The sequence below is a fragment of the Myxococcus sp. CA039A genome (assembly GCF_013336645.1).
In the GTDB taxonomy this organism is placed as follows: domain Bacteria; phylum Myxococcota; class Myxococcia; order Myxococcales; family Myxococcaceae; genus Myxococcus; species Myxococcus llanfairpwllgwyngyllgogerychwyrndrobwllllantysiliogogogochensis.
The window spans coordinates 1-24,896 of sequence record NZ_JABUMQ010000160.1 but is presented as its reverse complement, the minus strand read 5'-3'; the positions used below and the strand labels follow the sequence as shown (position 1 = coordinate 24,896).

General features: G+C 68.3%; 21 protein-coding genes and 2 pseudogenes. 14 read left to right on the top strand and 9 right to left on the bottom strand.

Annotation, left to right across the window (positions count from 1 at the left end; translation table 11 throughout):
• A pseudogene (locus tag HR086_RS48710) lies at positions 1–175 on the bottom strand (energy transducer TonB); the annotation flags it as partial.
• A gap of 231 nt (positions 176–406) precedes the next feature.
• Between HR086_RS48710 and HR086_RS25470 the strand changes: the two are divergent.
• The 4 genes from HR086_RS25470 to HR086_RS25455 all read left to right on the top strand — a co-directional run bounded on the left by HR086_RS25470 (position 407) and on the right by HR086_RS25455 (position 7,066).
• A complete protein-coding gene (locus HR086_RS25470) occupies positions 407–3,619 on the top strand; it encodes a TonB-dependent receptor (RefSeq protein WP_174462895.1) in 3,213 nt (1,070 codons plus the stop codon).
• Between the two features lie 36 nt (positions 3,620–3,655).
• Complete coding sequence (locus tag HR086_RS25465; RefSeq protein WP_174454814.1) at positions 3,656–4,372, top strand: hypothetical protein; 717 nt, start codon at positions 3,656–3,658, stop codon at positions 4,370–4,372.
• A gap of 137 nt (positions 4,373–4,509) precedes the next feature.
• Positions 4,510–6,054 (top strand): radical SAM protein, encoded by a 1,545-nt coding sequence (locus HR086_RS25460; RefSeq protein ID WP_174454815.1) that lies wholly within the window; start codon positions 4,510–4,512, stop codon positions 6,052–6,054.
• Positions 6,055–6,148: 94 nt separating this feature from the next.
• Positions 6,149–7,066 (top strand): hypothetical protein, encoded by a 918-nt coding sequence (locus tag HR086_RS25455; protein WP_174466911.1) that lies wholly within the window; start codon positions 6,149–6,151, stop codon positions 7,064–7,066.
• Between the two features lie 303 nt (positions 7,067–7,369).
• On the opposite strand, the gene HR086_RS25450 is transcribed toward HR086_RS25455, so the two are convergent.
• Together HR086_RS25450 and HR086_RS25445 are read right to left on the bottom strand one after the other, a co-directional pair.
• Positions 7,370–8,092 carry a hypothetical protein gene (locus HR086_RS25450; RefSeq protein WP_246137567.1) on the bottom strand — a complete coding sequence of 241 codons (723 nt, stop codon included), beginning with the start codon at positions 8,090–8,092 and terminating at the stop codon, positions 7,370–7,372.
• 3 nt (positions 8,093–8,095) lie between these two features.
• Positions 8,096–8,674 carry a DUF4920 domain-containing protein gene (locus HR086_RS25445; RefSeq protein ID WP_174466910.1) on the bottom strand — a complete coding sequence of 193 codons (579 nt, stop codon included), beginning with the start codon at positions 8,672–8,674 and terminating at the stop codon, positions 8,096–8,098.
• 89 nt (positions 8,675–8,763) lie between these two features.
• On the opposite strand from HR086_RS25445, the gene HR086_RS25440 reads away from it, so the two are divergent.
• The gene (locus HR086_RS25440; RefSeq protein ID WP_141646518.1) at positions 8,764–9,195 is read left to right on the top strand and encodes a DUF2752 domain-containing protein; all 432 of its coding nucleotides are present in this window, start codon (positions 8,764–8,766) and stop codon (positions 9,193–9,195) included.
• A 9-nt stretch (positions 9,196–9,204) separates the two neighbouring features.
• Entirely contained in the window at positions 9,205–9,783 is a 579-nt protein-coding gene (gene plsY, locus HR086_RS25435) for a glycerol-3-phosphate 1-O-acyltransferase PlsY (RefSeq protein ID WP_141646517.1), read from the top strand.
• On the opposite strand, the gene HR086_RS25430 is transcribed toward plsY, so the two are convergent.
• The 3 genes from HR086_RS25430 to HR086_RS25420 form a co-directional block, all read right to left on the bottom strand.
• Complete coding sequence (locus HR086_RS25430; RefSeq protein WP_174454818.1) at positions 9,700–10,947, bottom strand: class I SAM-dependent RNA methyltransferase; 1,248 nt, start codon at positions 10,945–10,947, stop codon at positions 9,700–9,702. The genes plsY and HR086_RS25430 overlap by 84 nt on opposite strands.
• A gap of 51 nt (positions 10,948–10,998) precedes the next feature.
• Positions 10,999–11,283 carry an antibiotic biosynthesis monooxygenase gene (locus HR086_RS25425; protein WP_141646515.1) on the bottom strand — a complete coding sequence of 95 codons (285 nt, stop codon included), beginning with the start codon at positions 11,281–11,283 and terminating at the stop codon, positions 10,999–11,001.
• 105 nt (positions 11,284–11,388) lie between these two features.
• Positions 11,389–14,460: a DNA translocase FtsK 4TM domain-containing protein gene (locus HR086_RS25420; protein ID WP_174466909.1), complete on the bottom strand. Its 3,072-nt coding sequence runs from the start codon at positions 14,458–14,460 to the stop codon at positions 11,389–11,391.
• A gap of 203 nt (positions 14,461–14,663) precedes the next feature.
• On the opposite strand from HR086_RS25420, the gene HR086_RS25415 reads away from it, so the two are divergent.
• The 4 genes from HR086_RS25415 to gatB are packed head-to-tail and all read left to right on the top strand — an operon-like array spanning position 14,664 to position 18,258.
• Entirely contained in the window at positions 14,664–14,993 is a 330-nt protein-coding gene (locus HR086_RS25415; RefSeq protein WP_141646513.1) for a zf-TFIIB domain-containing protein, read from the top strand.
• A gap of 26 nt (positions 14,994–15,019) precedes the next feature.
• The gene (gene gatC, locus HR086_RS25410) at positions 15,020–15,307 is read left to right on the top strand and encodes an Asp-tRNA(Asn)/Glu-tRNA(Gln) amidotransferase subunit GatC (RefSeq protein WP_141646512.1); all 288 of its coding nucleotides are present in this window, start codon (positions 15,020–15,022) and stop codon (positions 15,305–15,307) included.
• 21 nt (positions 15,308–15,328) lie between these two features.
• The gene (gatA, locus tag HR086_RS25405; protein ID WP_174454820.1) at positions 15,329–16,789 is read left to right on the top strand and encodes an Asp-tRNA(Asn)/Glu-tRNA(Gln) amidotransferase subunit GatA; all 1,461 of its coding nucleotides are present in this window, start codon (positions 15,329–15,331) and stop codon (positions 16,787–16,789) included.
• Positions 16,790–16,818: 29 nt separating this feature from the next.
• Complete coding sequence (gene gatB / locus HR086_RS25400; RefSeq protein ID WP_174466908.1) at positions 16,819–18,258, top strand: Asp-tRNA(Asn)/Glu-tRNA(Gln) amidotransferase subunit GatB; 1,440 nt, start codon at positions 16,819–16,821, stop codon at positions 18,256–18,258.
• Here gatB and HR086_RS25395 read toward each other — a convergent pair whose 3' ends face one another.
• Both HR086_RS25395 and HR086_RS25390 read right to left on the bottom strand, forming a co-directional pair.
• On the bottom strand, positions 18,259–19,323 hold the full coding sequence (locus tag HR086_RS25395; protein WP_174466907.1) for a carbon-nitrogen hydrolase family protein: 1,065 nt from the start codon (positions 19,321–19,323) through the stop codon (positions 18,259–18,261).
• Between the two features lie 62 nt (positions 19,324–19,385).
• Positions 19,386–20,348, bottom strand: a complete 963-nt coding sequence (locus HR086_RS25390) for an isopenicillin N synthase family oxygenase (RefSeq protein WP_174466906.1) — start codon at positions 20,346–20,348, stop codon at positions 19,386–19,388.
• A gap of 328 nt (positions 20,349–20,676) precedes the next feature.
• Between HR086_RS25390 and HR086_RS49575 the strand changes: the two genes are divergently transcribed.
• Positions 20,677–23,136 (top strand): protein kinase, encoded by a 2,460-nt coding sequence (locus HR086_RS49575; protein WP_373564359.1) that lies wholly within the window; start codon positions 20,677–20,679, stop codon positions 23,134–23,136.
• Between the two features lie 38 nt (positions 23,137–23,174).
• On the opposite strand, the gene HR086_RS25375 is transcribed toward HR086_RS49575, so the two are convergent.
• A complete protein-coding gene (locus HR086_RS25375) occupies positions 23,175–23,534 on the bottom strand; it encodes a hypothetical protein (RefSeq protein ID WP_174466905.1) in 360 nt (119 codons plus the stop codon).
• Positions 23,535–23,794: 260 nt separating this feature from the next.
• Here HR086_RS25375 and rplU point away from each other — a divergent pair, with 260 nt between their 5' ends.
• The 3 genes and pseudogenes from rplU to HR086_RS25360 form a co-directional block, all read left to right on the top strand.
• On the top strand, positions 23,795–24,103 hold the full coding sequence (rplU, locus tag HR086_RS25370) for a 50S ribosomal protein L21 (RefSeq protein WP_141646506.1): 309 nt from the start codon (positions 23,795–23,797) through the stop codon (positions 24,101–24,103).
• A gap of 38 nt (positions 24,104–24,141) precedes the next feature.
• Complete coding sequence (gene rpmA, locus HR086_RS25365; protein WP_141646505.1) at positions 24,142–24,414, top strand: 50S ribosomal protein L27; 273 nt, start codon at positions 24,142–24,144, stop codon at positions 24,412–24,414.
• A gap of 129 nt (positions 24,415–24,543) precedes the next feature.
• Positions 24,544–24,896: pseudogene (locus HR086_RS25360) on the top strand (GTPase ObgE); the annotation flags it as partial.

Below are 24,896 nucleotides of genomic sequence, written 5' to 3'. Positions count from 1 at the left end.
GGGCCATGGTGGCCTTCAACGTCACCTCGATCTCCTTCTCCTCCTCGACCGGTTCCCTCGTCGACAGGAAGTAGGCCACGCCGAACAAAGCGACGTGCAGGATCACGGAGATGGTGGTCCCCACGCCGAACCGCGCTCTGGGCGCCTGACCGCGGTCAAGGACTGAATCAAACATGTACTAGACTCCTCATCACCAGTGGACACCCACCACGCCCCGCCCGGCTGAAAGGGCGCGCTACCATACAGAAACGCGTTCCGGGTTCAAGCAAGCACGGTCAAGGGTAACTGACGTGATCGCGCAATTGCCCCACTGGTTACCAAAAAGCAACGGTCTATTGACAACTGCTTGACCTCGGATATTTTCCCCAGTCATTTTCGGTTGCAGCCCACCTTGGAGGGGTCTGGTATGCACTTGAACCGAGTGCTCCGGGAAACCGGAGTTGTCCTGGCCGCAGGTCTGCTTTATGGATCGGCGGCTTTCGCGCAGTCGAGCACGATGATCGGTACTGTCATCGACGCTCAAAGCCGGCAGCCTGTTCCTGACGTTGTTGTCACCGCGACCTCGCCCAACCTTCAGGGTGAGCAGACCGTGGTTACCGACGCTCAGGGCAACTACCGTATTCCCCAGCTGCCGCCTGGTGTTTACACCCTGCGGTTCGAGAAAGAGCAGTTCAAGCCGTACGCACGTTCTGACGTCCAGCTGCGTCTGAACCGCACCATCCGCGTCAACGTCGAGCTGCTCCCCGAGTCCCTCGGTGAAGTGGTGGAGATCGTCGGCGCGCCGCCGACCATCGACGTGGGCTCCACGACCACGGGCGTCAACGTGGATCAGGAGTTCATCAAGCGCATCGCCGTGGCCCGTCCGGGTGGCAAGGGAGGAGCGGCTCGCTCCTTCGAGTCCCTGGCCGAGCTGGCGCCTGGCGCCCAGAACGACCAGTACGGTGTGTCCATCAACGGCGCGACCTCGCCTGAGAACGGGTACGTGGTGGACGGTCTGTCCACGAACGACCCCGCCTACGGCGTGAACGCCAGCCCGATGAGCATCGAGTTCGTGCAGGACGTGAACATCATCACCGGCGGTTACCTGCCGGAGTTCGGTCGCTCCACGGGCGGTGTCATCAACGCGGTGACCCGGTCTGGTTCCAACGAGTTCCACGGTTCCGTGTTCGCGAACTGGACGCCGGGAACCTTCGAAGGCACCCGCAAGCAGGTCCAGGAAGAGGGCACTGTCATCAGTGGCCTCAACGAGCTGCAGAACCTGGGTGACTTCGGCGCGACCCTCGGTGGCCCGATCCTCAAGGACAAGCTGTGGTTCTTCGCCGGTTTCGCGCCGTCGTTCACGCGCTACCAGCACACCCGCACGCTGAACGCCATCCGGCTGAACGCGGACGGCACCTCGGTGACCAACGACGAGGGCTTCACCGTCGTCGACCCCATCGCGGGCTCTGACCGTCAGTACTACGCCGACACCCGGACCGTGCAGTACATGGGTAAGTTGACGTACCTCATCAACCAGGACCACAACGTCTCGATCGCCCTCAACGGCACTCCGACGACGACCGGTGGCATGGGCAAGCTGAGCATCAACCCGCAGTCCGGTGGTCTGCCGGGCGCGCTGTCCTCCCGTCCTGGCGACTTCGCCTTCACGGAGACCAACGCGAACGCCACGTCGCTGGCCCTGAAGTACGCGGGCGCGTTCATGGACAAGAAGGTCCTGGTCGACGCGAACCTCGGCTGGTTCCACCAGACGGCGTCCACCCTTCCGGCGGACGGCAGCAAGATCGGCTCGTCGCAGGGCCTCGCGGGCTACTCCCGCATGCTCTACAACTTCGAGCGCCGGCTGACGGTGTTCGAGAACCTGCCCGCGGGGCAGGAAGCGGCATGCGATCCGCTGGAGACGGTCGACGAGAACGGCGACCCGGTCTCGGTCGAGCGTTGCCCCGTGACGGGCTACACGCTGGGTGGTCCCGGCTTGATGTCCGACGCGAAGCTGGACCGCTACCAGATCAACGCGAAGGCCACGTACCTGCTGAACGCGCTCGGCACCCACGTGCTGAAGGCCGGTGTCGACACCGAGTTCCTGTCGTACGACCAGCTCAAGGCGTACGGCGGTGGCGTGTACTTCCAGGAGAATCGCCCGTACACGGGTGCGACCCTCAACGGGCAGCCCTACACGGAGAGCATCGCGGTTCATGACTACCGCCGCTACGGCTACCAGGCGTCCCCTGACAGCCCCATCACCCAGCTGACCCAGCAGTCGAAGACCACCAGCACCACGGTCGGTGGCTTCCTGCAGGACTCCTGGTCCATCGCCAACCGCGTCACGCTGAACCTCGGCGTGCGCTACGACGTGCAGGCGATGTACGGCGGTGATGGCGATCTGGCCCTCATCCTCGGCAACCAGTGGTCGCCCCGTATCGGCGCCATCGTCGACCCGTTCGCCAACGGCCGCACGAAGTTCTTCGTGAACTTCGCCCGGTACTACGAGCAGGTTCCGCTGAACATGCTCGACCGCGCGTTCCCGGGTGAGCGTCGTTACGAGGCCCGCCGCGCCATGGTGGAGCCGGGTGAGTCGGGTGGTTGCGACCCGTCCAGCCGCGAGAGCCAGGAGACGGAGTGCCGGGATCCCAACTACGTCCTCGGTCAGCCGGAGAGCAGCCGTAACCCGAACCGCCTCTTCACGGGCGGCAAGGTGGAGAACGAGCCGATCGATCCGGACATCAACCCCCAGTCGTCCGACGAAATCGTCGTCGGCGGCGAGTACGAGCTCATCGCGAACACCCGCGTGGGCGCCAGCTACACCCACCGCGACATGAACATGGTCATCGAGGACATGAGCCGCGATGACGGTCGCTCGTACTTCCTCGGCAACCCGGGCAGCGGCTTCGCCAAGGAGTTCCCGAAGCCGGAGCGTAACTACGACAACGTCACCGTCTACCTGAACCGCACGTTCTCGGACGGCTGGCTGGCCCAGGCGAACTACACCTGGTCCCGTCTGTACGGTAACTACCCGGGTCTGTTCCGTCCGGAGACCGCTCAGCTCGACCCGAACATCCTGTCGGACTTCGACCTCATCAGCCTCCTGGCGAACCGCACGGGTCTGCTCCCGTTCGACCGTACCCACCAGATCAAGGTGTTCGGCGCCAAGGAGTTCAACTTCACCAACGAGCTCTCCGCGAGCATCGGTCTGTCCTACCGCGGCAACTCCGGCACGCCGATCAACTACTTCGGTGCGCACGCTCTCTACGGTTCGGACGAGTCCTTCGTCCTCCCCCGTGGCGCGGGTGGCCGTACGCCCTGGCTGAACGTCATTGACTCCAACATTGGCGTCAACTACCGCGTCAGCAAGGACAGCGTGATCTCCGTGACCCTCGACGTCTTCAACCTCTTCAACTTCCAGGGCGTCAGCACGGTGGACCAGACGTACACCCTGCTCAGCGTCGCCCCGATCCCGAACGGCAAGCCCAGCGACCTGCCGGGCAACGTGACGTGGCAGGAAGGCGAGGAGCGCACGGAGCCGTTCGGTAGCGTGGACGGAGACGTCAACCCCAACTTCAAGAACCCGACCAGCTACCAGCCGCCGCGGCAGATGCGCCTTGGCGTCCGGTACACGTTCTAGTCTCTGGCCACTCACGGAACCGGGATTTCAAGTCACATGACCAAGAACATTTTCAATGCTGCGATGGTCCTTGTTGGCACGGCGAGCGTGCTGACGGGCTGCAACTTCGACCAGCCAGAGGCGCCCTGCTTCGTGCAGGACAACGCCAACTGGGTGGTCAAGTACGATGCGGTGGACTCCCCCACCCTCGTCAACGGTGGTGGTGCTTGCACCATCGTTGCTCCCCCTGGAGAGTTGCTCGGCGTCTTCAAGTTCAACGACCCGGACAACCTGAACAACTCGCTGCTCACGATTCGTCCCAACGGCCTGGCGAGCATCGCGAGCCGGGATCCTGGGGCCCCCTCGGAGCAGACGGCGCTGGGTGCGCTCGCTACGGAGCCTGATGACAAGGACTTCTGCGCGGCCCCCTCGCTGTCGGCGGCCACCGTCAATGCCGCGGCGACCAGCACCGCTGCGGCGACGACGATCCGCTACGAGTACACCAACGTGGATGTCTACGCGGCTCCGTTCGCGCCCGGCACCCAGCTGAAGGGTGAGCTGAAGTACACGAAGGATGGTTGCGCCTCGAACTACACCATGCGTGCCCTGTGGCCCGCGATTGCGTGCAGTCCGTCGGATGCGACTTCTTGCGGTCCGGACTCGGGTCTGAACCCCGATTTCGCCGCGGAGTGCCTCACGATTCGATTCAACGCGGACGGGACGCCGGCGGCGTCGTACTGCGTTCCTTCGAAGCAGGTTCCGTCCTTCAGGTAGTCGTTCAACGCTGAACAGCGCCACCTGACAGGTGGCGCCTCGCGGCCCCGCCAGCCCTCCTCAAGGAGTGGACTGACGGGGCCGCGGTGTTTGATGGGCTGTACCTGTCTGTCAGGGTTGTTTCTGTCTGGAGGAACATGGAGGGCCGTTACTCACTCATCCACCACGTCCGCTCGCTGTTGGACGACGAAGAAGGCACCCTCTACAAGGAGGCTCCATTCCGTGTGGCCCTCTGCTACCCGAGCCCCTACCACGTGGGGATGAGCTCGCTGGGCTTCCAGGCCATCTACCGGGAGGTTCACGAGCACCCGGGTGCCACCGCCGAGCGCGCCTTCCTTCCGGATGACGTGGAGGCGTTCAAGCGCACCCGGACACCGTTGTTCACCTGGGAGTCCCAGGCTCCGGTCTCCAGCTTCGCGATGCTGGCGTTCTCCGTGGCGTATGAGCTGGAGCTGACGGGGTTCTTCACGATGCTGGAGCTGGCGGGGCTGCCCGTGCTGGCGGAGGAGCGCCGGGATGGGCGCCATCCCCTGGTGGTGGCGGGAGGGCCCCTGACCTTCTCCAACCCGGATCCGCTGGAGCCCTTCGTGGACGTGCTCGTCCAGGGCGAGGCGGAAGACCTCATGCACGTGCTGGTGGAGGCGGCGGCCACGATGGAGCGCGAGGCCCTGCTGGACCATCTGGCACGCATCCCTGGCTTTCGTGTGCCGGGGCGCGGAGGCCAGCGCTACCACGTGGCTCGGGCCACGGATTCGAGGCTGCCTGCTCGCACGCAGATCATCACCCCGCATACCGAGCTGCGCTCGATGTTCCTCATCGAGCCGGAGCGGGGGTGCTCGCGCGGCTGCCACTACTGCGTCATGCGCCGCACGACGAACGGGGGCATGCGCACGGTGCCTCCAGAGCGGGTGCTGTCGCTGATCCCCGCGCACGCCCGGAGGGTGGGCCTGGTGGGCGCGGCGGTGACGGATCATCCGCGCATCGTCGAACTGCTGCGCACGCTCGTGGACGCGGGGAAGGAAGTCGGAGTGTCGTCACTCCGGGCGGATCGGCTGACGCAGGAGCTGGTGGATCAGCTCCGCCGGGGTGGGGCGACGAACCTGACGGTGGCGGCGGACGGGGCCTCGCAGCGCATGCGGGACATGGTGGACCGCAAGCACTCGGAGGAACAGATTGTCCGTGCGGCGGGGTACGCCCGCACGGCGGGCATGAAGCAGCTCAAGGTCTACAACGTCGTGGGGCTTCCCTTCGAAGGGGACGAGGACATCGACGAGCTGATCCGCTTCACCGCGGAGCTGTCCCGCATCCTTCCCGTGGCGTTGGGGGTGGCACCCTTCGTGGCCAAGCGGAACACGCCGCTGGACGGGGCACCCTTCGCGGGCATCAAGGAGGTCGAGAACCGGCTGGAGAGGCTGCGCAAGGGCCTGCGTGGGCGCGCCGAGGTGCGTCCCACGTCCGCCCGGTGGGCGTGGGTGGAGTACATGCTGGCCCAATGTGGCCCGGAGGGTGGCCTGGCCGCGATGGACGCCTGGCGTGCCGGGGGGAGCTTCGCGGCCTGGAAGAAGGCCTTCGAGGCACGGGGCTGTGAGCCCTATCTGGCGCGTCGGGTGGAGGACGGGCGGCGCAACCCCGTCCATTGGCCCACCGTCCCGAAGATGGCGCCCCCCGCGTCCGCCGCGTGACGGGGAGGTGCAAGTGCCGCTGCACTGCGGGCTCCGCTTCCGCTAGAAGTCCGCATGCGCCGATGGCCGGCGCCCAGGGGCAGCGGAGAACCAGGTGAGCGCGCAGCGTGTGGACAAGGCGTGGCAGCAGAAGGGCCTGAAGGAGTACTCGACGGAGGCCCTGGTCGGAACGCTCGGTCACTACGGTATTTCCGTGGCCGAGGCGGACTTCCGAAAGCTCTCGGAGACGACCTTCCCGCTGGGCATCGCCCAACAGTGGAAGGCCCAGTGGAAGGGCACGGGCCCCTTCAAGGACTTCGTGGTGGCGGCGCCGGTGGAGCTGTGGCGCCGCTGGCTGCCGGACCGCGTGGCGCCGTACGAGCTGACGGATACGCTCGCCTCGCTCATGAAGTCGCTGCTCCAGTTGCTCAATGGCGCGGCGGAGGCTCCGGTGGCTCCGGCCTTCGAGAAGATGAACGGCCTGCGCACGCGCCTGCCCGTGGATGACAAGGGCGGGCCCCAGGAGCGCTTCATGCAGGAGGCGCTGGCGCCGTTCTCGGAGAAGGACGCGGAGCTGTTCGACAGCCTCGCGGAGACGCTCGCCCGTTCGGGGCACGGGGCTCACGCGGAGTCGTTCGCGGACCTGGAGGAGTTCTTCCTGCCGGACCGCAAGGGCATCTCCCGCGCCATGGTGCGCGCGGCGCGCGGCGAGCAGGACGCGGCCGTGTCGGACCTGGTGAAGCTGACCGAGGACACGGCGCGTACGCCCATCGCCCGGATTCTGGCCGTGGACGGCCTCATCCACCTGAAGGCGAATGGTCCCGCCGCATCGGCCGGCCGCATGCTGCTGGAGTGGGCCGAGTCGACCAAGGACCTGCACCTGGCGCTGGACCTCGTTCCCCGTCTGGAGCACGTCTACAAGGCGCAGAACGACCGCGTCTCCCTGCTGGACCTGGTGCGCACGGCCGACCGCCTCAATGCGGAGCACGACCGCATCCACCCCGGCCACACCCGTCACCGTCACGGGCGCTGAAGCCAGCACCTGGCGGCGCGCGGGCGAGTGCTCGCGCGTCGCATCCAGAAGGGCAGGGCGCGCCACCGGCGCTTCCAGAGGCGCCCGTGAACGCGAAGACGGTGAGGCGCATGCGATGAGGAGTCGCTCGCGGCGCACCTCACCGCGAGGCGCCTCCGGCGAACGTGGTGGGCTCGCGAGGCGCATGCGACGAGGAATTGCTCGCGTCATACTGCCCCGAGAAGTCTCTCAGGAGAACGGGTGAGCTCGCGACGAAGTCGGCGAGGGGAGACCTCGTGACCGTCGATGTGCCCTGGAGAGGCCCTACTCGGCGGTGTTCGAGCCTGTGCTCCGCGCCTGCCGCGCCGGTTGTTTGCGCCGTGCCTTCTTCTTGGGAGAGGTCGCGGCCTCCGCGGCCCGCGCGGTCGCTTGCTCGGCGGAGGCCTCGCCGCCGCCCTCCGTCAGCGCCGTCGTCGGAGGTGAATCCGGCGAGGCGACTTCGCCTTCCAGCGCGGCGACTTCCTGGGTCGCCAGGGGCGTCGAGCGCTTCAACGGAATCTTGAGCACCCGGGGCACGCCTTCCACGACATCACGCGTGGGCACCACCGCGCCCACCGTCGTGTAGCGGATGGCGCCTGTCTGGGTGAAGGCGTGCTTGAGCGTGTACTCCTTCGCGCGTGGCAGGAACCAGTCACGCACCGCCTTGAGGGGCATCACGTGCAGCTCTCCCTGCGAGAGGAAGACGTACACGAGGAGGTCCGCGCCGCTGTAGAGGAAGCAGCCCGGCGTGTCCTTCTCCAGGTTGGAGACCAGCTCGAAGAAGTAGCGGCGTCGGGTGGCGTTGCGGTCGCCCTTCACCTCGATGCCGCGCACCTCTCCCGTTGGCAGCTCCCAGAGGAGGTCCACGCCACGGTGCTGGAAGCGGGGGTCTGACTGCACGTCATGCACGCGCGAGCCCGGCTCCGTCTCCAGCAACCACGTCCGAGCGTGTTGCACGGCGCGGTCCGCCGCGCCCTGCACGCCCCTCATGCTGAAGCTGCGCGCCATGTCCTAGCGGCGCAGCTCAACGCCCGTCGCGATGAGCTGAACCTCGCGCGGCTTGCCGTCCGCGCCACGCGGGACGATGGCGCCTTCCGCCTCGTAGTGCGACGCGTGGCCCTCGCTCAGCTCCGCCACCTTCACCACGCCCTCCACGCGCGCCTGCGAGCCCGCCGAGTCCAGCGGGACGAAGAAGCCGTAGTCCTTGAACGTCACGCGTACGCCCGGCCCCTTGGCCTGGGGGTCCGTCGCCAGCTCCATCCAGCAGCCCTTCTTCTCGCAGGCCTTGCGCACCGTGCCCTCGAGCCGCACCGTCTTCCCATCATGGGGCTGGGGCTTCGCCAGCAGGTCCGCGAGCTTCACGGGAGATGCGCCCTTGAGCGCCTCGCCCCGGGTGAGCTTCCAGTTCTCCTGCGCGGCGGCAGGCGCCGTGGCGGCGGTCGCCTCGGGCTTCGGCGCTGCCTTGGCGGCCTCGGCGGGGTGGTGACAGTCGGCCGCCGCGGCCTTGTCCTTGGCGGGCGTCTTGTCGCCAGCGAACGCAATCAGGGGAACAGCGACCAGCAGCATCAGGGACGTGCGGAGCGAGTTCATGACTCGCTCGCTTAGCCAAAACTCGTTGCCCCGGCAAGGCGGCGCCCGTACTAGAGTGGGACTCCCGCACACCTCTGGGCGAGGCGCGCATGAAGGTCTTCCTCCCTCCTCGCAATCGACGCCTCGGCACCGTGGACTACCTGGGGCTCATCGGCCTCGTGGGGCTGCTCGTGGCCCGGTACATCCCCGTGGCGAAGCTCATCCCCTTCTGGGGCTGCGTGCTGCGCGAGCGGACAGGCTGGCCCTGCCTCGGCTGTGGGCTGACGCGCGCGGCCGACCGCTTCGCCCACTTCAACTTCGAGGGGGCCTGGGAGGCCAACCCCCTGGGGACGGTGGCCGCCTTCCTGTTCGCCCTGGCGGTCGTGGTGACGGTGCTGCACCTCGTCTTCGCCGTCCCCATCCCCGAAATCCGACTCTCGCCCCGGGAGTGGAAGGTGTTCCAGATGGTGATGCCCGCCATCCTCCTGGTGAATTACGCCTACGTGGTGGTGAAGACGCGCTTCCCCCACCTGCTGCTATAGCGTGGGGTCGTGACTTTCGCGCTCGTCCTGCTGGGCTACTTCGCCGGCTCCATTCCCTTCGGTGTCCTGCTGACGCGATGGCTGCGTGGCGTGGACGTGCGCCAGAGCGGCAGCGGCAACATCGGCGCCACCAACGTCACCCGCGTCGCGGGCAAGAAGCTGGGCGCGGTGGTGCTCGTGCTGGACGCGGTGAAGGGCGCGCTGCCCGTCGCGCTCGCGCTGCAGCTCGTGCCGGACCTTCCCACGGTGCACGTGCTGGTGGGCCTGGCCGCGGTGCTGGGCCACGTCTATCCGGTGTGGCTCAAGCTGCACGGCGGCAAGGGCGTGGCCACCGCGCTGGGCGTGCTGCTGGTGCTCGCTCCGCTGGCCGCGCTGGCCGCGGGTGCCGCGTACATCACCTTCTTCGCGGTGTGGCGGGTCAGCTCCCTGGGCTCGCTCGCGGCCGGAGCCACGGCGGTGGGCACGTCGGCCTTCACCGCCCGGGCTCCGGAGTACACCGGCCTCTCAGCTGTCCTCTTCGCCCTCATGCTTTGGACGCACCGGAGCAACATTGGCCGGCTGCTTCGGCGCACGGAGCGGCGCTTCTGAGTTTTCGTCCAAGTGGCTGCTGCCCGCGGCCCGGTAGCCGAGCAACGTGCATTCGATGGGGCCGTTCCACATCTCCCGGCGCGCGGACGGGCGCGAATGGAACGCGCTCTCGAAGGCCGGGTTGCCGGAGAGCACCCAGACGCGCCAGCCGGGCACGCGCAGGGACTCGCCCAGCTTGTAATAGAAGCTCTTCATGCCCTTCTGTCCGCCGGAGCCCGTGAGCCGGTCTCCATAGGGCGGATTGGTGAGCAGCAGGCCACTGGCGGCGGGCAGGTGCGGCAGGTCTGTCGCGTCAGCTTCGGCGAGGATGATTTCCTCCGACAGCCGTGCGGCCTGCACGTTGCGCTGGGCGGCCTCCAGGGCCTCCGGGTCCTTGTCGAAGCCCCAGATGGGGACCTCCACCTTGCGCTCGTTGCGGCGGGCATCCGCGCGCAGGTCCACGAGCAGCTCCTTCGCGCGCGGGCCGATGACGGGCCAGCGCTCCACCGCGAAGTCGCGGTTGAGTCCGGGCGCTCGGCGACGGGCCATCATCCCGCCTTCAATCAGCAGCGTGCCGGAGCCGCACATCGGGTCCACCAGCGCCTCTTCGCCCGTGTAGTGCGCGGCGCGCAGCACGGCGGCGGCCAGCGTCTCCTTGAGCGGCGCGACGGTGGGCCGCACGCGGTAGCCCCGGCGATTCAACGCATCGCCGCACAGGTCCAACGACAGCGACAGCGTCTCGCGCGACAGGTGCGCCACCACGCTCACGTCCGGGTTCTTCGTGTTCACGTCCGGCCGGGTGCCGACCTTGGTGCGCATCCGGTCGACGATGGCGTCCTTCACCTTGAGCGCCACGAAGCCCGAGTGACTGTGCTCGCTGTCCTTCAGCGTGGCATCCACCGCGAACGTCGTGGTGGGCGTCAGGTGCTCCTCCCAGGGGACGCTCGCGGCGGCTTCGTACAGGCCCTCCGCGCCGTGGGCCTCGAAGGTGCCCAGCGGGTAGAGGATGCGCATGGCGATGCGGGACCAGAGGCAGACCCTGAGGGCCTCGTCCAGCGAGGCCATGAAGCGGACTCCACCGCGGTCCTGACGGATGCGGCGCGCGCCAAGCTCCTTGAGCTCGTCCGCGAGAAGGTCTTCGGTGCCGCGAGCCGTGGTGGCGAAAAGGGCGATGCGTTCAGCCATAAGACACCGCCCTTAGACGACCTGGGACTGCTTGGGAACCCACAAGACGCCTCAGGTGCCCACCACCTCGTAGATGGCGAACGTCGCCCCGTCCTGCTCGGCGCTGGCCTCCTTGGCGCGCCGGAAGTCCTCCGACTGGAAATAGCTCCGCATCGCCTCCTTGTCCCGCCAGCGCGTCACCAGCAGGAGCTCCGGCGAGCGCTCGAAGGACCGCAGCACCTCCAGCCCCAGGAACCCGTCATGGGTGTCCACCCGCCGCGCGCGCTCCTGGAAGCGGGCAATCAGGCGCTCGGCCTCCTCAGGGGCGGGGCGGAAGCGGGAGATCGCGACAATCATGGGCGCTCACCTGGGATGTCGTGAGGTGGGGGAAACGAAGAGGGGGCGCCCGGACCGCTCCGGACACCCCCACGATGAACAATCGGGGCCGCTTTCCTGGCGGCCCTACATGGCTCCGGCGCCGGGCATGTCGCCCACACCCCGGATGAGTACCTCGCGGGGCTTGGCGCCATCCGCCGCGCCCACCACGCCGTCGCGCTCCATGCGCTCAATCATGCGAGCCGCGCGGTTGTAGCCGATGCGCATCTTGCGCTGGAGCATGGAGATGGAGACGGCCCGCATCTCGCTGACCGTCGCGAGCGCCTGGTCGTACAGCTCGTCGGACAGTTCGTCTTCTTCGCCACCAGACTCCACGTCCTCGTCGCGCGGCTTGAGGATGGACTCGTCGAAGACGGGCTTGCCCTGTGCCTTGAGGTGGTCCACCGCCTTCTTGATTTCGTTCTCCGACACGTAGGCGCCGTGCACGCGCTGCAGGTGCGCGCTCGTGGGCGGCATGATGAGCATGTCGCCCATGCCCAGCAGGGCCTCCGCGCCCACCGTGCCCAGAATCGTCATCGAGTCCGGCTTGGAGCGCAGCATGAAGCTGATGCGCGTGGGGAAGTTCGCCTTGATGACGCCGGTGACGACGTCCGTGGACGGACGCTGCGTGGCGACCATCAGGTGGATGCCGGACGCACGCGCCATCTGCGCCAGGCGCGCCACGTAGGTCTCCACCTCGCGGCTGGCCACCATCATCAAATCCGCCAGCTCGTCGATGATGACCACGATGTACGGCAGCTTCTTGAGCTCCTTCTTCTCCGGCTTGTCGCTGGCCGAGACGAAGGGCACGTCCGACTCGTCGTCGGCCTCGGCTTCCACCTCGGGCACTTCGTCCGGCGCGTCGGACCCCTGAGCCTCGTGCAGCTCGTCGTCGTCCCGAGGCACGGCCACGCCCAGCCCGTCCCCGCTCGAGGAGGGCTTGTCGCCGCCCTCCACGTCGAGCACGAGCATCTTCTTGGGCTTCGACTTCTTCTTCGGGGCGGCCTCGGGAGTGCCCGACGCGCCCTTCACCTCGGTGGCGGAGCTCTCCACCAGCTTGTTGTAGCCGGCGATGTTGCGCACGCCCGCCTCGGAAAGCAGCTGGTAGCGGCGCTCCATCTCCTCCACGGCCCAGCGCAGCGCGAGCGCCGCCTTCTTCGGGTCCGTCACGACGGGCAGGAGCAGATGCGGGATGCCCTCGTAGATGGAGAGCTCCAGCATCTTCGGGTCCACCATGATGAAGCGGACCTCCTCCGGTGTGGACTTGAGGAGGATGCTCATGATCATGGAGTTGACGGCCACCGACTTGCCGGAGCCGGTGGTGCCGGCGATGAGCAGGTGGGGCGCCTTGGCCAGGTCGAAGACATAGGGCATGCCCTCGATGTCCTTGCCCACGCACATGGTCAGCTTGCTGGCGCTCTTGATGAAGGCGTCCTGCTCGGCGATCTCCTTGAGGTAGACGGTCTCCCGGTCCTTGTTGGGAACCTCGATGCCTACCACTCCCTTGCCGGGGATGGGCGCGACGATGCGCACGCGCATCGCCTCCATGGCCATGGCCAGGTCGTCCGCGAGCGCGGCGATCTTGCTCACCTTGATGCCCGGTCCCGGCAGGAACTCGTACATGGTGACGACGGGGCCGGGACGAATCTCCACCACCTCGCCGACGATGCCGAAGTCGGCCAGCTTCGCGCGCAGCTTCTCCGCCGTGGAGAGGAAGGCGTCCTTGTCCAGCTCGGAGCGCTCCTGCTTGTCGCACTCCAGGACGTCCAGCGGCGGCAGCGAGAAGCTCTTGCGGTCACCCACGAACTCGAACTGGTCCTGGGCCTTCTTTCCGGTGGGCGCGGCCAGCGCCTTGGGCGCAACGATGAGCGGCATGCGCGCCGCCGCCGGGGTGGCGGGCGCGGGAGCCGGGGCAGGGGCCTGCGCGACGGGCTGAGGCGCCGGCGCGGCGATGATGGGGGCCGCGGGCGCGGGCTCGTGGCTCTCCGGCAGCGCGGCGACGGGCGGCGTGCCCGGACCGGTGACGATGTTCGGAGTCTTCCGGCGGCTCCTCGGGGGCTCGACACCCTCGGGGACAATCGGGGTGGAGTGGGGCGCGGGCGCGAGGAACGACGCGGCCCAGGCCGGGTCCGCTCCGGGCGCGGGACGCTTCTCGGCGCGCAGCGCGAGCCTGTTGTCGGCGGGCAGGGCCGGCGAGGACGTGGGCGGCAGCGAGTCCGTCTCGGCGGGGAGCGGCAGTGCCTTGCGCTTCTCCCCCTTCTCGCGACCGTCCTTGAGGGCCAGCTTCGCGGCGAGGGCCTGCTCCTTCTCGTTCTGCCGGGCCAGGCGCACGGCCTCCTCGGCCATGGCCTCCGCCTCGGCGGCTTCGGCCTCTTCGGCGGCGCGCTCGGCCTCGGCCAGCTCTTCCTCATCCGCTTCGATTTGCGCGAGGAACGCGGCCTCCTCCAGCTTCTCCTCCGCGGCGCGCTCCTGACGGACCTTGTAGGACGCCTTCTGGGCCTCCCAGAAGACGTTCGCGGACTCGGCGACGCGCCGGCCCAGCACGCTCAGGCCCGCCCACACCAGCGAGCACAGCTTGAAGAACGTGTACTGCGTCCCGACGATGAGGGCGGCGGCGCTGATGGCCGTCACCAGGATGACGGTGCCGACCGTGGAGAACAGCCCCTCCATCACCCCACCCAGGCCGGCGCCCAGCGCGCCACCCGGCGGGTGCGCCCAGCCCTTGTCCCCAGCGAACATGAGCTGCGCCAGGACGGAGATGCTCACGGTCAGCAGCACGAGGCTGATGATTTGAGGACCCCGCTTGCGCTCGCGGCTGCCCACGAAGAGCACCATGGCCGTGTAGAGCCCACCTACGGGGGCCAGGTAGGCGCACACGCCCAGCATCCCTCGCAGCGTCTCCGCGATGAGGTGGCCCATGGGGCCCACCGCGTTGCGGAAGCCCGGTCCGACCCTGTCATGGGCGTCGAACGTGGCGACCGCCAACAGGGACAAGAGCGACGCCGCGAGCAGGAACACGCCGGTGATGGCACGCCCCGCGCTGCCGTCGCCTCCCTCGGCGCCCGCCTTCCGTCGCTTGTCCGCGAGCGCCTTGCGACGCGTCGCGATCTCCTGACGGGAGAGTACCGCCTTTTCCGCCCGACCCTTCTTCGCCGTCATGACCTTCTTCCCTCTGCGCGTCTCAGCCGCGTAGCGGGCTGTAGCAATGCCCGTCGCGAGTGTAGGGAGGGAGGGGGTCTGGTCAATTTTCCGGCAGTCGCTCCAGCCCGGGCGGAAGGTGCCGGACACGGGGCCTACATTTCGGCTGCACCCTCCACCAGAGGGGGTATGGTGCCGCCACGATTTCTTGGAGGAGCATCGCCATGGCAGACACCGACAAGCCGTCCTCGAGCGAGGAAGAGTACTTCGCCCGGGAGGACATCGAAAAGAAGCGCAAGCTGGCGCTCCAGCAGGCCGCGGAGACGGCGGAGAAGCAGCGCGAGGACCTCAAGAAGCTCCACTGGATGAAGTGCCCCAAGTGCGGCATGGACCTCCAGACGCTCAAGCAGGGCAACATCGAGCTGGAGACGTGCTTCAACTGCGGCGGCGTCTTCCTGGACTCCGGTGAGCTGGAGCAGTTGATGGCGCACCACGGCCACGAAGGCAGTGGCAAGGTGATGGGCGCCATCCTGAACCTCTTCAAGCGCAAGTAGTCACTCGCGGTCGGAGGCTTCCACGCATGGCCCTCACGCTCGAGCAGGTGCGACATGTGGCCACGCTGGCGCGGCTGGCGCTGACTCCCGAGGAGGAGCAGCGCCTGTCCACGCAGCTGTCGGCGGTGCTGGACGCGGTGACGCAGTTGCAGTCGTTGGATGTGGAGAACGTGGAGCCCACGTCGCATGCCACGCTGACGGCCTCGCTCCTGCGGGAGGACGTGACGCGGCCTTCGCTGCCTCCCGAGAAGTCGCTGGCCAACGCCCCGGCGAAGTCGGGCACGTCCTTCGCGGTGCCCAAAATCATCGAGTAGTCCGGAGGGGAGCCCCACGTCATGCAGCTCACGGACCTGACGATGCTGGAGCTCGCGGAGAAGCTGGCCGCGGGTCAGGTGTCCTCCGTGGAAGCCACTCGCGCGTGTCTGGAGCGCATCCAGCGGGTGGACCCGAAGATTCGCGCCTTCCTGCGCGTGGACGAGGCTGGTGCCCTGGCCGCCGCCGAGGCCAGTGATGCGCGCCGCAAGGCGGGCACTCCGGCAAGCCCCCTGGACGGCGTGCCCGTGGGACTCAAGGACCTCTTCCTCACCGAGGGGCTGGAGACCACCGCCGGCTCGCGCGTGCTGGAGGGCTTCGTGCCGCCGCTGGACGCGACGGTGGTGCGCCTGTTGCGAGAGGCGGGCCTGCCGCTGTTGGGCAAGCTCAACCTGGATGAGTTCGCGATGGGCTCCTCCAACGAGTCCAGCGCCTACTTCCCCACGCACAATCCCTGGGACGTGACGCGCACGCCGGGAGGCTCCTCGGGAGGCTCGGCGGCGGCGGTGGCCGCGCGCGAGGTGTTCGGCGCGCTGGGCACGGACACGGGTGGCTCCATCCGCCAGCCCGCGGCCTTCACCAACACGGTGGGCCTCAAGCCGACGTATGGGCGCGTGTCGCGTTACGGCGTCATCGCCTATGCCTCGTCGCTGGACCAGCCCGGGCCGATGACGCGCACGGTGTCGGACGCGGCGGCGCTGCTTCAAATCCTGGCGCGGCATGACCCACGGGACTCCACGTCCGCGCCGGTGAAGACGCCGGACTATTCGGCGGAGCTGGAGAAGGGCGTGCGCGGGCTGAAGCTGGGCGTGCCGCGCGAGTACTTCGCCCAGGGCATGGAGGAGGAAGTGGAGGCCTCCGTGCGCGCGGCCTTGCGCGAGTATGAGCGCCTGGGCGCGACGCTGGTGGACGTGTCGCTGCCGCATACGAAGTACGCGCTGGCGACGTACTACCTCATCGCTCCCGCCGAGGCGTCCAGCAACCTGGCCCGCTACGACGGTGTGCGCTACGGCCTCAGGGCCAAGGACGCGCGCGGCCTCAAGGAGCTGTACTCGCTGACGCGCGAGCGGGGCTTCGGGCCGGAGGTGAAGCGCCGCATCATGCTGGGCACGTACGCGCTGTCCGCCGGCTACTACGACGCCTACTACCTGCGCGCGCAGAAGGTCCGCACCCTCATCCGCGAGGACTTCACGCGCGTCTTCCAGGAGGTGGATGCGCTGGTGGCCCCCATCTCCCCGGTGGCGCCGTTCAAGCTGGGCGAGAAGGTGGATGACCCGCTGTCCATGTACCTGATGGACGTCTACACGCTGCCCTGCAACCTGGCGGGCGTGCCGGGCCTGTCGGTGCCCTGCGGCTTCACGAAGGCGGGGCTGCCGGTGGGACTCCAGATTCTGGGACGGGCCTTCGACGAGGCCCTCCTGCTGCGCATCGCTCGGGCCTTCGAGCGCGAGCACGACTTCTTCCGCCGCCTCGCGCCCGTCTAGGGCACGAGGTCCGCATCGGTGACACCGCCATGCCCGTGAGCGATTTCCAGCCCGTCATCGGCCTCGAGGTCCACGCGCAGCTCCTCACGCAGTCGAAGATTTTCTGCGGCTGCTCCACCGCGTTCGGCGCGGAGCCCAATCGCAACACCTGTCCGGTGTGCCTGGGCATGCCCGGCGTGCTGCCCGTGCTCAACGAGCGCGTCGTCGACTTCGCCATCCGCACGGGCCTGGCGCTCGAGTGCCGCGTCAACGCGAAGAGCGTGTGGAGCCGGAAGAACTACTTCTATCCGGACCTGCCCAAGGGCTACCAGATTACGCAGTACGACCTGCCCATCTGCGAGTACGGCAAGCTCCTCATCGACACGCCGCAGGGCGAGAAGCTCATCCGCGTGCGCCGCATCCACATGGAGGAGGACGCGGGCAAGAGCGTGCATGACGCGGGCGGGGGGCAGAGCCTGGTGGACCTCAACCGCGCGGGCGTGCCGCTGCTGGAAATCGTCAGCGAGCCGGACCTGCGCGACGCGGACGAGGCGGTGGAGTACCTCAAGGCGCTGCGTGATGTGCTCGTGTACCTGGGCGTCAACGACGGCAACCTGGACGAGGGCAGCTTCCGCTGCGACGCCAACGTGTCGGTGATGCCCAAGGGCTCCGACACCTATGGCCAGCGCTGCGAGCTGAAGAACCTCAACTCGTTCCGCTTCGTGAAGCAGGCCATCGAGTACGAGATTTCGCGGCAGGTGGATGTCATCGAGTCCGGCGGGAAGGTGGACCAGGAGACGCGCCTGTGGGACGTCAACAAGGGCGTCTCTCGCTCCATGCGCAGCAAGGAGGACGCGCACGACTACCGGTACTTCCCGGAGCCGGATCTCCCGCCGCTGCACGTGACGACGGAGGTCATCGAGGCGGTGGGCCACGAACTACCGGAGCTGCCTCGCGCGAAGCTCCAGCGCTTCGTGAGTCAGTACGGCCTGCCCGCGTATGACGCGCGCATCCTCACCGCGGAGCGCCCGCTCGCGGACTTCTTCGAGGCGTGCGCCGAGCGCTACCCGGACGCGAAGAAGCTCTCCAACTGGTTCCTCGGGGAGCTGCTGCGGCTCTTGAAGGAAGAGGGCTCGACGGTGTCCTCGGTGCGCTTCACGCCCGGGCAGTTGGCGGAGCTGCTGGGCGCGGTGGACCAGGGCACGGTGTCGGCGAACGCGGGCAAGGACGTGCTGGCGGAGATGTTCCGCACGGGCCGCTCGGCCTCGGACATCATCACGGAGAAGGGCCTCGCTCAGGTGAGCGACACGGGCGCGATTGAGGCCGTGGTGGACGACATCCTCGCGAAGAACGCGGGCGAGATTGAGAAGTACCGCGCGGGCAAGAAGCAGGTGTTCGGCTTCTTCGTGGGCCAGGTGATGCGGGCCATGAAGGGCAAGGGCAACCCCGCGCTCGTCAACGAATTGCTCAAGAAGAAGCTCGGCGACTGATTACGCGGGACACGCGGGCACGGTGACGTGGAGCACGTCCTCGTCCCGTGGGTGCTCCGAGCGCGCGAGCACCCTTGGCTGTGCCTCGTCCGTGCGCTCGAGGATGAGCGAGGGCGCCTCGAAGTGGTTGTCGAACAGGTCTCCCACGAGCTGGGCCGTCACGGTGTAGCGGACCCGGCGGAAGCTGGAGAGCTGGGAGGCAAGGCCCTCGTCGAACCACTGCTCGCTTCCCGCGCGTGGGTTGTCTTCCGTCGAGTCGAAGGGCCACGGTGAGTCCCACGGCCACGGGTTGGCGGAGGGGTGGGCGAGGATGTCCGCACCCAGGGCGTCCAGGTACTGCGCGCAGGGGACGAACCAGGGTTCCTTCGTGGTGTGGGGCGTTCGGAAGGCGTCGTAGCCCAACAGCGTGCCCAGTCGGCCGAAGGGTGTGGCGAGCACCGTCAGGTCCTCGGGCCGTCCGGGACTCAGGTGCAGCACGTCCTCGCGCCCGGGCACCAGGTTCACCTTGCGCGTCACCGCCACGCAGTGGCCCTCGGGGTTGAAGGTATGGCTGGTGTTGTACGTGCGCGCGCCTCGGGGCTCGAAGTCCGGGGTGCCGAATCCTCGCCTGTTGTCCGGGAGCAACGCGCTGCCCGCCACCACCCACAGACCGAAGTCCCGGGCGATGCCGGAGAACGTCTCGTGCACCACGCGATGCACGCGGGAGGCGAGCGCGGCGTAGAGGCACTCTTCTCGCGTCGGAGGCTGGAGTGTTCTCCAGGCGCGCCACATCGGCCCCCACTCGGCCAGCGCCACTCGCCGCATGGCGCTTCGAGTCGTCGTGTGGCGCCGCACGCGGGGAAGGTGGCCCATCATCCCCAGGGGCGCGCCCACCAGCTCTGGCCACACCGCGAGGGCGGGATGAAGAGGACGGCCAGAGGTGTCGCGCGCCCGCAGGCCATCGATTCGTGCCGCGAGCGCACGGTGCTTCGCGGTGAAGGCAGCGGGGGACGCGTAGTCCTCGAGCGCGATTCGGGGCTGGAGGGCGAACAGCTCGACGTGCGTGGGGGAGAGGGCGTCGTCCACGAATGGGCCAGGGCAACCGGTGGGGCGCGAGCTTGCGCCGTCCACCGGGCGGAAGCGTGTGCCTACTTCAAGAGTCCGTTCTCCCGCAGACGCTGTTGCAGGAAGGCGCCCGCGGTGATGGGCGCGTGGCGGGCCGGGTTGTCCGGCGTCTCGGTGCTGGGCAGCGGCTTGAGCACGCAGTCCGAGAACGGATGCACGAAGAAGGGCAGCGAGTAGCGGACCGTGTCCTCGTCCGTGCTCTTCGGATTCACCACCCGGTGCGTGGTGGCGGGGATGACCTCGTTCGTCACGCGGCTGAGCATGTCGCCGGAGTCCACGACAATCTGCCCGCGCAGCGTGTCCACGGGCAGCCACTCGCCGTCGCGCGTGAGCAGCTCCAGGCCGGACGCGGTGCCTTCGCACAGCAGGGTGATGAGGTTGATGTCCTCGTGCTCGGCGGCGCGGACTCCACCCGGGATGAAGCGCTCGCGCAGCGGCGGATAGTGGATGAGCCGCAGCACCGAGTTGCCGTCGGTGGCCATGTCACTGAACGTCGTGCGCGCCACGCCGAAGAACTCCGCCAGGGCCTGGAGCATGACGCCGGCGGCGCCATCCAGCTCGCGGAAGAGCGACAGGGTGTTCTCGCGGAAGGAGGGCACTTCCCCGGGCCACACGTTGGCGCCGTAGTCCTTCAGGTACGGGTGGCCGGCTGGAAGCTCGCGGCCCACGTGCCAGAACTCCTTCAGGTCCCCCACCTTGCGGTCCTTCGCGTGCTCCTTGCCGAAGCCGGTGTAGCCGCGCTGGCCCGCCAGTTCCGGCACCGCGTAGCGCGTCTTCACGTCCTCCGGGAGCTGGAACAGTCGCTCCACGTCCGAGTAGGTGCGGCGGATGAGCGCGTCGTCGATGCCATGGCCGACGATGGAGACGAAGCCGAACTCCCTCAACCCCTCACCGAAGACTTGTACGAAACGAGCGCGCGCGGTGGGTGTGCCGCTTCGGTAGTGGGACAGGTCGAGGAGGGGGATGCGGCGTGAGGTTCCGGACATGGGCTGCGCACTCTAATCGAGCGTGATGGATTGTCGGCATCGACAGCGTCGGCCGGCGGACCGTCTTCATGTACCGCGGCGCTGGCTTGCGTCACACCAGCCGACATCCTCGCGGGCCGCCAGTGGTCAGCTCGGGACGGGAATGTCCAGATTAGCAGGGCAGGCCCGGGGGAGTGGCATGGCCGAGGTGAGCAGCGGTGATGCGTGCGAGGCGTGCGGCCAGCGACATGGGTCGGCGACGTCTTGCTCGACGCTGGTTCGCGCGGAAGGAGAGGGGCCGGCGCCCAGGCCGAGGTGCCCCGTGGCAAGCGAGGAAGCAGACCCATTGGTGGGCGCTCGTCTGGGCAGCTTCCGACTGGTGCGCCGATTGGGGCGCGGCGGCATGGGGACGGTGTACCTGGGCGAGCACGTGTCCATCGGCAGTCGGGTGGCGGTGAAGGTCCTGCACGAGCACCTGGCCATGTACCCGGAGCTGGTGCAGCGCTTTCACGCGGAGGCTCGGGCCGTCAATGTCATCGGCCACGAGAACATCGTCAGTATCTTCGACCTGAACGCGGGGCCGCCCCGGCCGTACCTCATCATGGAGTACCTGGACGGCGCGCCGCTGTCGGCCTGGGTGGGCACGCCGCTGCCCGCACCGGCGGTGGTGTCGGTGCTCTCGCAGGTGTGCGACGCGCTCCAGGCCGCGCACTTGAGTGGAATCGTCCACCGCGACCTCAAGCCGGACAACATCTTCCTGGTGCGGCGCGGGCGGGGCACGCCCTTCGTGAAGGTGCTCGACTTCGGCATCGCGAAGCTGGCGGATGCGAACATGCCGCAGACCCACGCCGGCATCATCGTGGGCACGCCCGAGTACATGGCCCCGGAGCAGTCACTCAGTCGTCGCGTGGACGGGCGCGCGGACCTGTATGCGTTGGGCGTCATCGCCTATCAGCTGGTCACCGGGCGCCTGCCCTTCGAGGACGAGGGGCTGACGGCGCAGCTCGTGGCCCATCAGATGCGAGCGCCGCCGCCGCCTCGCTCGGTGCATGCGGCGGTCCCCGTGGCGTTGGAGCGGGTCATCCTGCGCACCCTGGCCAAGGCGCCCGAGGAGCGGTACACGACGGCCGCCATCCTGCGCGCGGCCCTGGAGGGAGCACTGGCGGAAGAGGCGCGTGCGCGCACGAAGCCGGCGCGTCCTCCCGGGACTCCGCCAGCGCCCGTCAGGACGGTTCCTCCCGCTATCTCACCGGAAATCGTCGTGATGGAGGACGCCATGGCGCCCTGGTCGCCGGCGCCTCGGCCCGTGTCTCCAGGGTGGGCCTCGTCGCCTCCGCGGAGTGCGCCGGTAGCGCCTCCACGTCTGGCTCCTCCGGTGCCTGTCGCGAGTCGTGAGGGGGCCGCGCGCGCGGGCATGCCCGTCGGAATGGGGACGCCACCTGCGCCAGTGGCCATCGCGAGTCGTGAGGGTGCTCCGCGAGGGGGCATGCCCGTCGGCATGGGGACGCCACCTGCGCCAGTGGCCATCGCGAGTCGTGAGGGTGCTCCGCGAGGGGGCATGCCCTTCGGCACGGGGACACCACCTGCGCCAATGGCCATCGCGAGTCGTGAGGGTGCTCCACGAGGGGGCATGCCCGTCGGCATGGGGACGCCACCTGCGCCAGTGGCCATCGCGAGTCGTGAGGGCGTCGCGCGCGCGGGCATGCCCGTCGGCATGGGGACGCCACCTGCGCCAGTGGTCATCGCGAGTCGTGAGGGCGCTCCGCGAGTGGGCGACCCTGTCGGCATGGGGGCACCGTCCGCGCAGGCTCTCGTGCCGATGTCCGTCGCGAGTCGTGGCGGTGTTCCGAGCGTGGGTGCAGCCCTCGGAAGTGGGACTCCTTCATCGAGGGCACGCACGGTGGAGCTGCCGGTGCGCGTGGTGTTGCGGCCCGGGGAGACGCCGGTGTGGCTGACGGGCTCGGACCTGTCGCGCGGAGGGCTGTTCCTGCGCAGCGAGGGGGTGCTGCCTCCCATCTTCGCGCGGCTGCCCATGGTGCTGGAGCTGGACTCCGGGCCGCAGTCCGTCGTCTGCGAGGTGGTGCGCCACGTTCCGGAGGAACAGGCTCGCGTCTGGGGCATGGCCACGGGCTTCGGCGTCCAGTTCGTCGAAGCCACGCTGGCGCTCAAGGCCTCCGTGGACGCGCTCCTGCGAGCAGGTCCCAACCGCCGTCCACCTCCTCCACTCGTGCCCATGGCGGACGACGCGGAAGCCGCGCACGTGCTGGAGTCGTACCGGACGCGGCTCGCCGGGGACCACTACGCGGTGCTGGCCGTGCCCCCAGACCTGGACATGGGCGCCCTGCGCACCCGCACACGCGAGGCCCGTGGCTCCCTGGAGTCGCTGCGCCAGCGGCCTTTGTCACCCTCGCAGTGCCTGCTGCTCGACTCGGTGCTGGGCCGGCTGCATGAGGCCGGAGACGTCCTGGGCACGGTGACTCAGCGGGCGCTGTATGACGCCTGGCGGGGCAATCACCGAGGTGTCGCCCGATGTCTGGAGGCGGGGCTCACGTCGGAGCAGCTCGATTCCCTCCGGCGGGAGTTCCTCGCGCGCAGGCCCCAGTCCGCGGGGATGGCGCGTGTGCACTATCTCTCCGGCTCCGCGCTGGAGCGTGAAGGGCAACTGTCGCGTGCCCTGGAGACCTACGAGCGGGGGCTGGCGCTGGACCCGCTCGAGTCGAGCCTCCACCACCGTTACCGCACCGTCCGCCGGGCGCTGGATGCTCGCGGCGCCTCGGAGCGCACCAACGACAGGACCCGACCTTCCTGACGGAAGACCGGGCCCGGTGAAGCGCGAGGAGCGGGCGACTACCCGCCAGCGGCGGCGGCGCAGGTGGCGCTGATGCCCTCGGTGCGGTCGAAACAGTCGCTGAACTGGTCAATCCACTCCACTTCGCTGCCCACCCTGCAGTCCGGCAGATCCTGGATGCAGTCGGCCAGGTCGCTCAGCCGGTCCTTGTCGCTGTCCGAGCAGGCATCCAGCGCGTCCTCGCAGACGCCCTTGTCGAAGGTGTCCTCCTCCTCACCCCCCGTATCCGTGCCGCAGGCCGACACCTTCTCCTCCAGGGCCTTGTTCGCGTCCTCCAGGTCATCGCAGGCGTTTCCGCCGCAGCCGGCGCCGAACAAAAGGGTGACGGCGGCCATCAGGCCGAACGTGAATTTCTTCATTGTGGAATTCCCCCCCGGGGGACAGTCAGATTGGTTGGACGGTGATCGGCCGGGCTTGCTCTGGCCGGACCATCAGGTAGGGTCGCCCTTTCCCAGGGGCAATCTGGACTGCCGGACGAGATGATCCAGCAACCGTCTTGACTCCCCAGGGCATCTCCCGTAAATCCGGCCGTCCTTTGCGCCACAGGGCGGTCCGTCCGTCCGAAATGCGCGGCCGATTCCACGGGTTGACCCAACCCGAAGCTGACAGGGGTTAGACGATGTACGCAGTGATTCGCACGGGCGGAAAGCAGTACCGCGTCGCCGAGGGCGATGTCCTCCGGATCGAGAAGATTACCGGCGACATCGGGGCCGAGGTGTCCTTTACCGATGTCCTGCTGCTGGGCGGCACGGATAGCCCCAAGGTGGGCCGTCCCACGGTCTCCGGCGCTCGCGTCGTGGGCAAGGTGCTCGCGCAGGACAAGCACCGCCGCGTCCTCCACTTCCGCAAGGAGAAGGAGGGCTGGACCCGTCGCCGTGGCCATCGCCAGCCGTATACCGAGGTGAAGGTCACCTCCATCTCCGGCTAGTCCGGACGGTTTCACCTCAACTTCAGGAGCAAGGTGTCATGGCCCATAAAAAGGGACAGGGTTCTTCGCGAAACGGTCGCGATTCCAACCCGCAGTACCGCGGCGTGAAGGTGTACGGCGGCCAGGAAGTCTCGGCTGGCAGCATCCTGGTTCGCCAGGTCGGCACGGTCATCCACGCGGGGTCGAACGTGAAGCTCGGCCGCGACTTCACCCTCTATTCGGTGGTGGACGGCATCGTGAAGTACGAGCGCCTGGGCCGCGACCGCAAGAAGGTCTCGGTCTATCCGGCCGCCGAGCAGGCCAGCGCCTGACGGTAACCCGGCCTCACAGGGCCGGTCGCCGCGAGGCATCCACGAGCGGGTCGCTTCTCCAGTCCACGCGCCCTTTCAGGCGCCCAGGACGCGAGGCGGCCCGCTCTGCGTTTTTCAGGAGACGCTTTCATGAAGTTCGTCGATGAGGTCCGCATCTTCGTGAAGGCGGGCGATGGCGGTAACGGCTCCGTGTCCTTCCGGCGTGAGAAGTTCATCGAGCGCGGTGGACCCAATGGTGGAGACGGTGGCAACGGTGGCTCCGTCATCTTCGTGGGAGACCCGCAGCTCACCACGCTGCTGGACTACCGCTATCAGCAGCACCACCGCGCCAAGAATGGCGAGCACGGCATGGGCAGCGACTGCAACGGTCGCGCGGCCGACGACATGATCCTCCGCGTGCCGGTGGGCACGCTGGTGAAGGACCACCACACCGAAGAGCTGCTGGTGGACCTGAGCGAGCCGGGCCAGCGCTGGGTGGCGGC

Bases quoted from the DNA above. Each gene is read 5' to 3' on its own strand.
- HR086_RS25445 (WP_174466910.1), bottom strand. From the start codon at position 8,674: ATGAACTCGCTCCGCACGTCCCTGATGCTGCTGGTCGCTGTTCCCCTG.
- HR086_RS25425 (WP_141646515.1), bottom strand. From the start codon at position 11,283: ATGATTGTCGCGATCTCCCGCTTCCGCCCCGCCCCTGAGGAGGCCGAG.
- HR086_RS25375 (WP_174466905.1), bottom strand. From the start codon at position 23,534: ATGAAGAAATTCACGTTCGGCCTGATGGCCGCCGTCACCCTTTTGTTC.
- HR086_RS25430 (WP_174454818.1), bottom strand. From the start codon at position 10,947: ATGGCTGAACGCATCGCCCTTTTCGCCACCACGGCTCGCGGCACCGAA.
- HR086_RS25390 (WP_174466906.1), bottom strand. From the start codon at position 20,348: ATGTCCGGAACCTCACGCCGCATCCCCCTCCTCGACCTGTCCCACTAC.
- HR086_RS25470 (WP_174462895.1), top strand. From the start codon at position 407: ATGCACTTGAACCGAGTGCTCCGGGAAACCGGAGTTGTCCTGGCCGCA.
- gatA (WP_174454820.1), top strand. From the start codon at position 15,329: ATGCAGCTCACGGACCTGACGATGCTGGAGCTCGCGGAGAAGCTGGCC.
- HR086_RS25465 (WP_174454814.1), top strand. From the start codon at position 3,656: ATGACCAAGAACATTTTCAATGCTGCGATGGTCCTTGTTGGCACGGCG.
- rplU (WP_141646506.1), top strand. From the start codon at position 23,795: ATGTACGCAGTGATTCGCACGGGCGGAAAGCAGTACCGCGTCGCCGAG.
- HR086_RS25415 (WP_141646513.1), top strand. From the start codon at position 14,664: ATGGCAGACACCGACAAGCCGTCCTCGAGCGAGGAAGAGTACTTCGCC.
- HR086_RS25440 (WP_141646518.1), top strand. From the start codon at position 8,764: ATGAAGGTCTTCCTCCCTCCTCGCAATCGACGCCTCGGCACCGTGGAC.
- HR086_RS25460 (WP_174454815.1), top strand. From the start codon at position 4,510: ATGGAGGGCCGTTACTCACTCATCCACCACGTCCGCTCGCTGTTGGAC.
- gatC (WP_141646512.1), top strand. From the start codon at position 15,020: ATGGCCCTCACGCTCGAGCAGGTGCGACATGTGGCCACGCTGGCGCGG.
- gatB (WP_174466908.1), top strand. From the start codon at position 16,819: ATGCCCGTGAGCGATTTCCAGCCCGTCATCGGCCTCGAGGTCCACGCG.
- HR086_RS25420 (WP_174466909.1), bottom strand. From the start codon at position 14,460: ATGACGGCGAAGAAGGGTCGGGCGGAAAAGGCGGTACTCTCCCGTCAG.
- rpmA (WP_141646505.1), top strand. From the start codon at position 24,142: ATGGCCCATAAAAAGGGACAGGGTTCTTCGCGAAACGGTCGCGATTCC.
- HR086_RS25450 (WP_246137567.1), bottom strand. From the start codon at position 8,092: ATGGCGCGCAGCTTCAGCATGAGGGGCGTGCAGGGCGCGGCGGACCGC.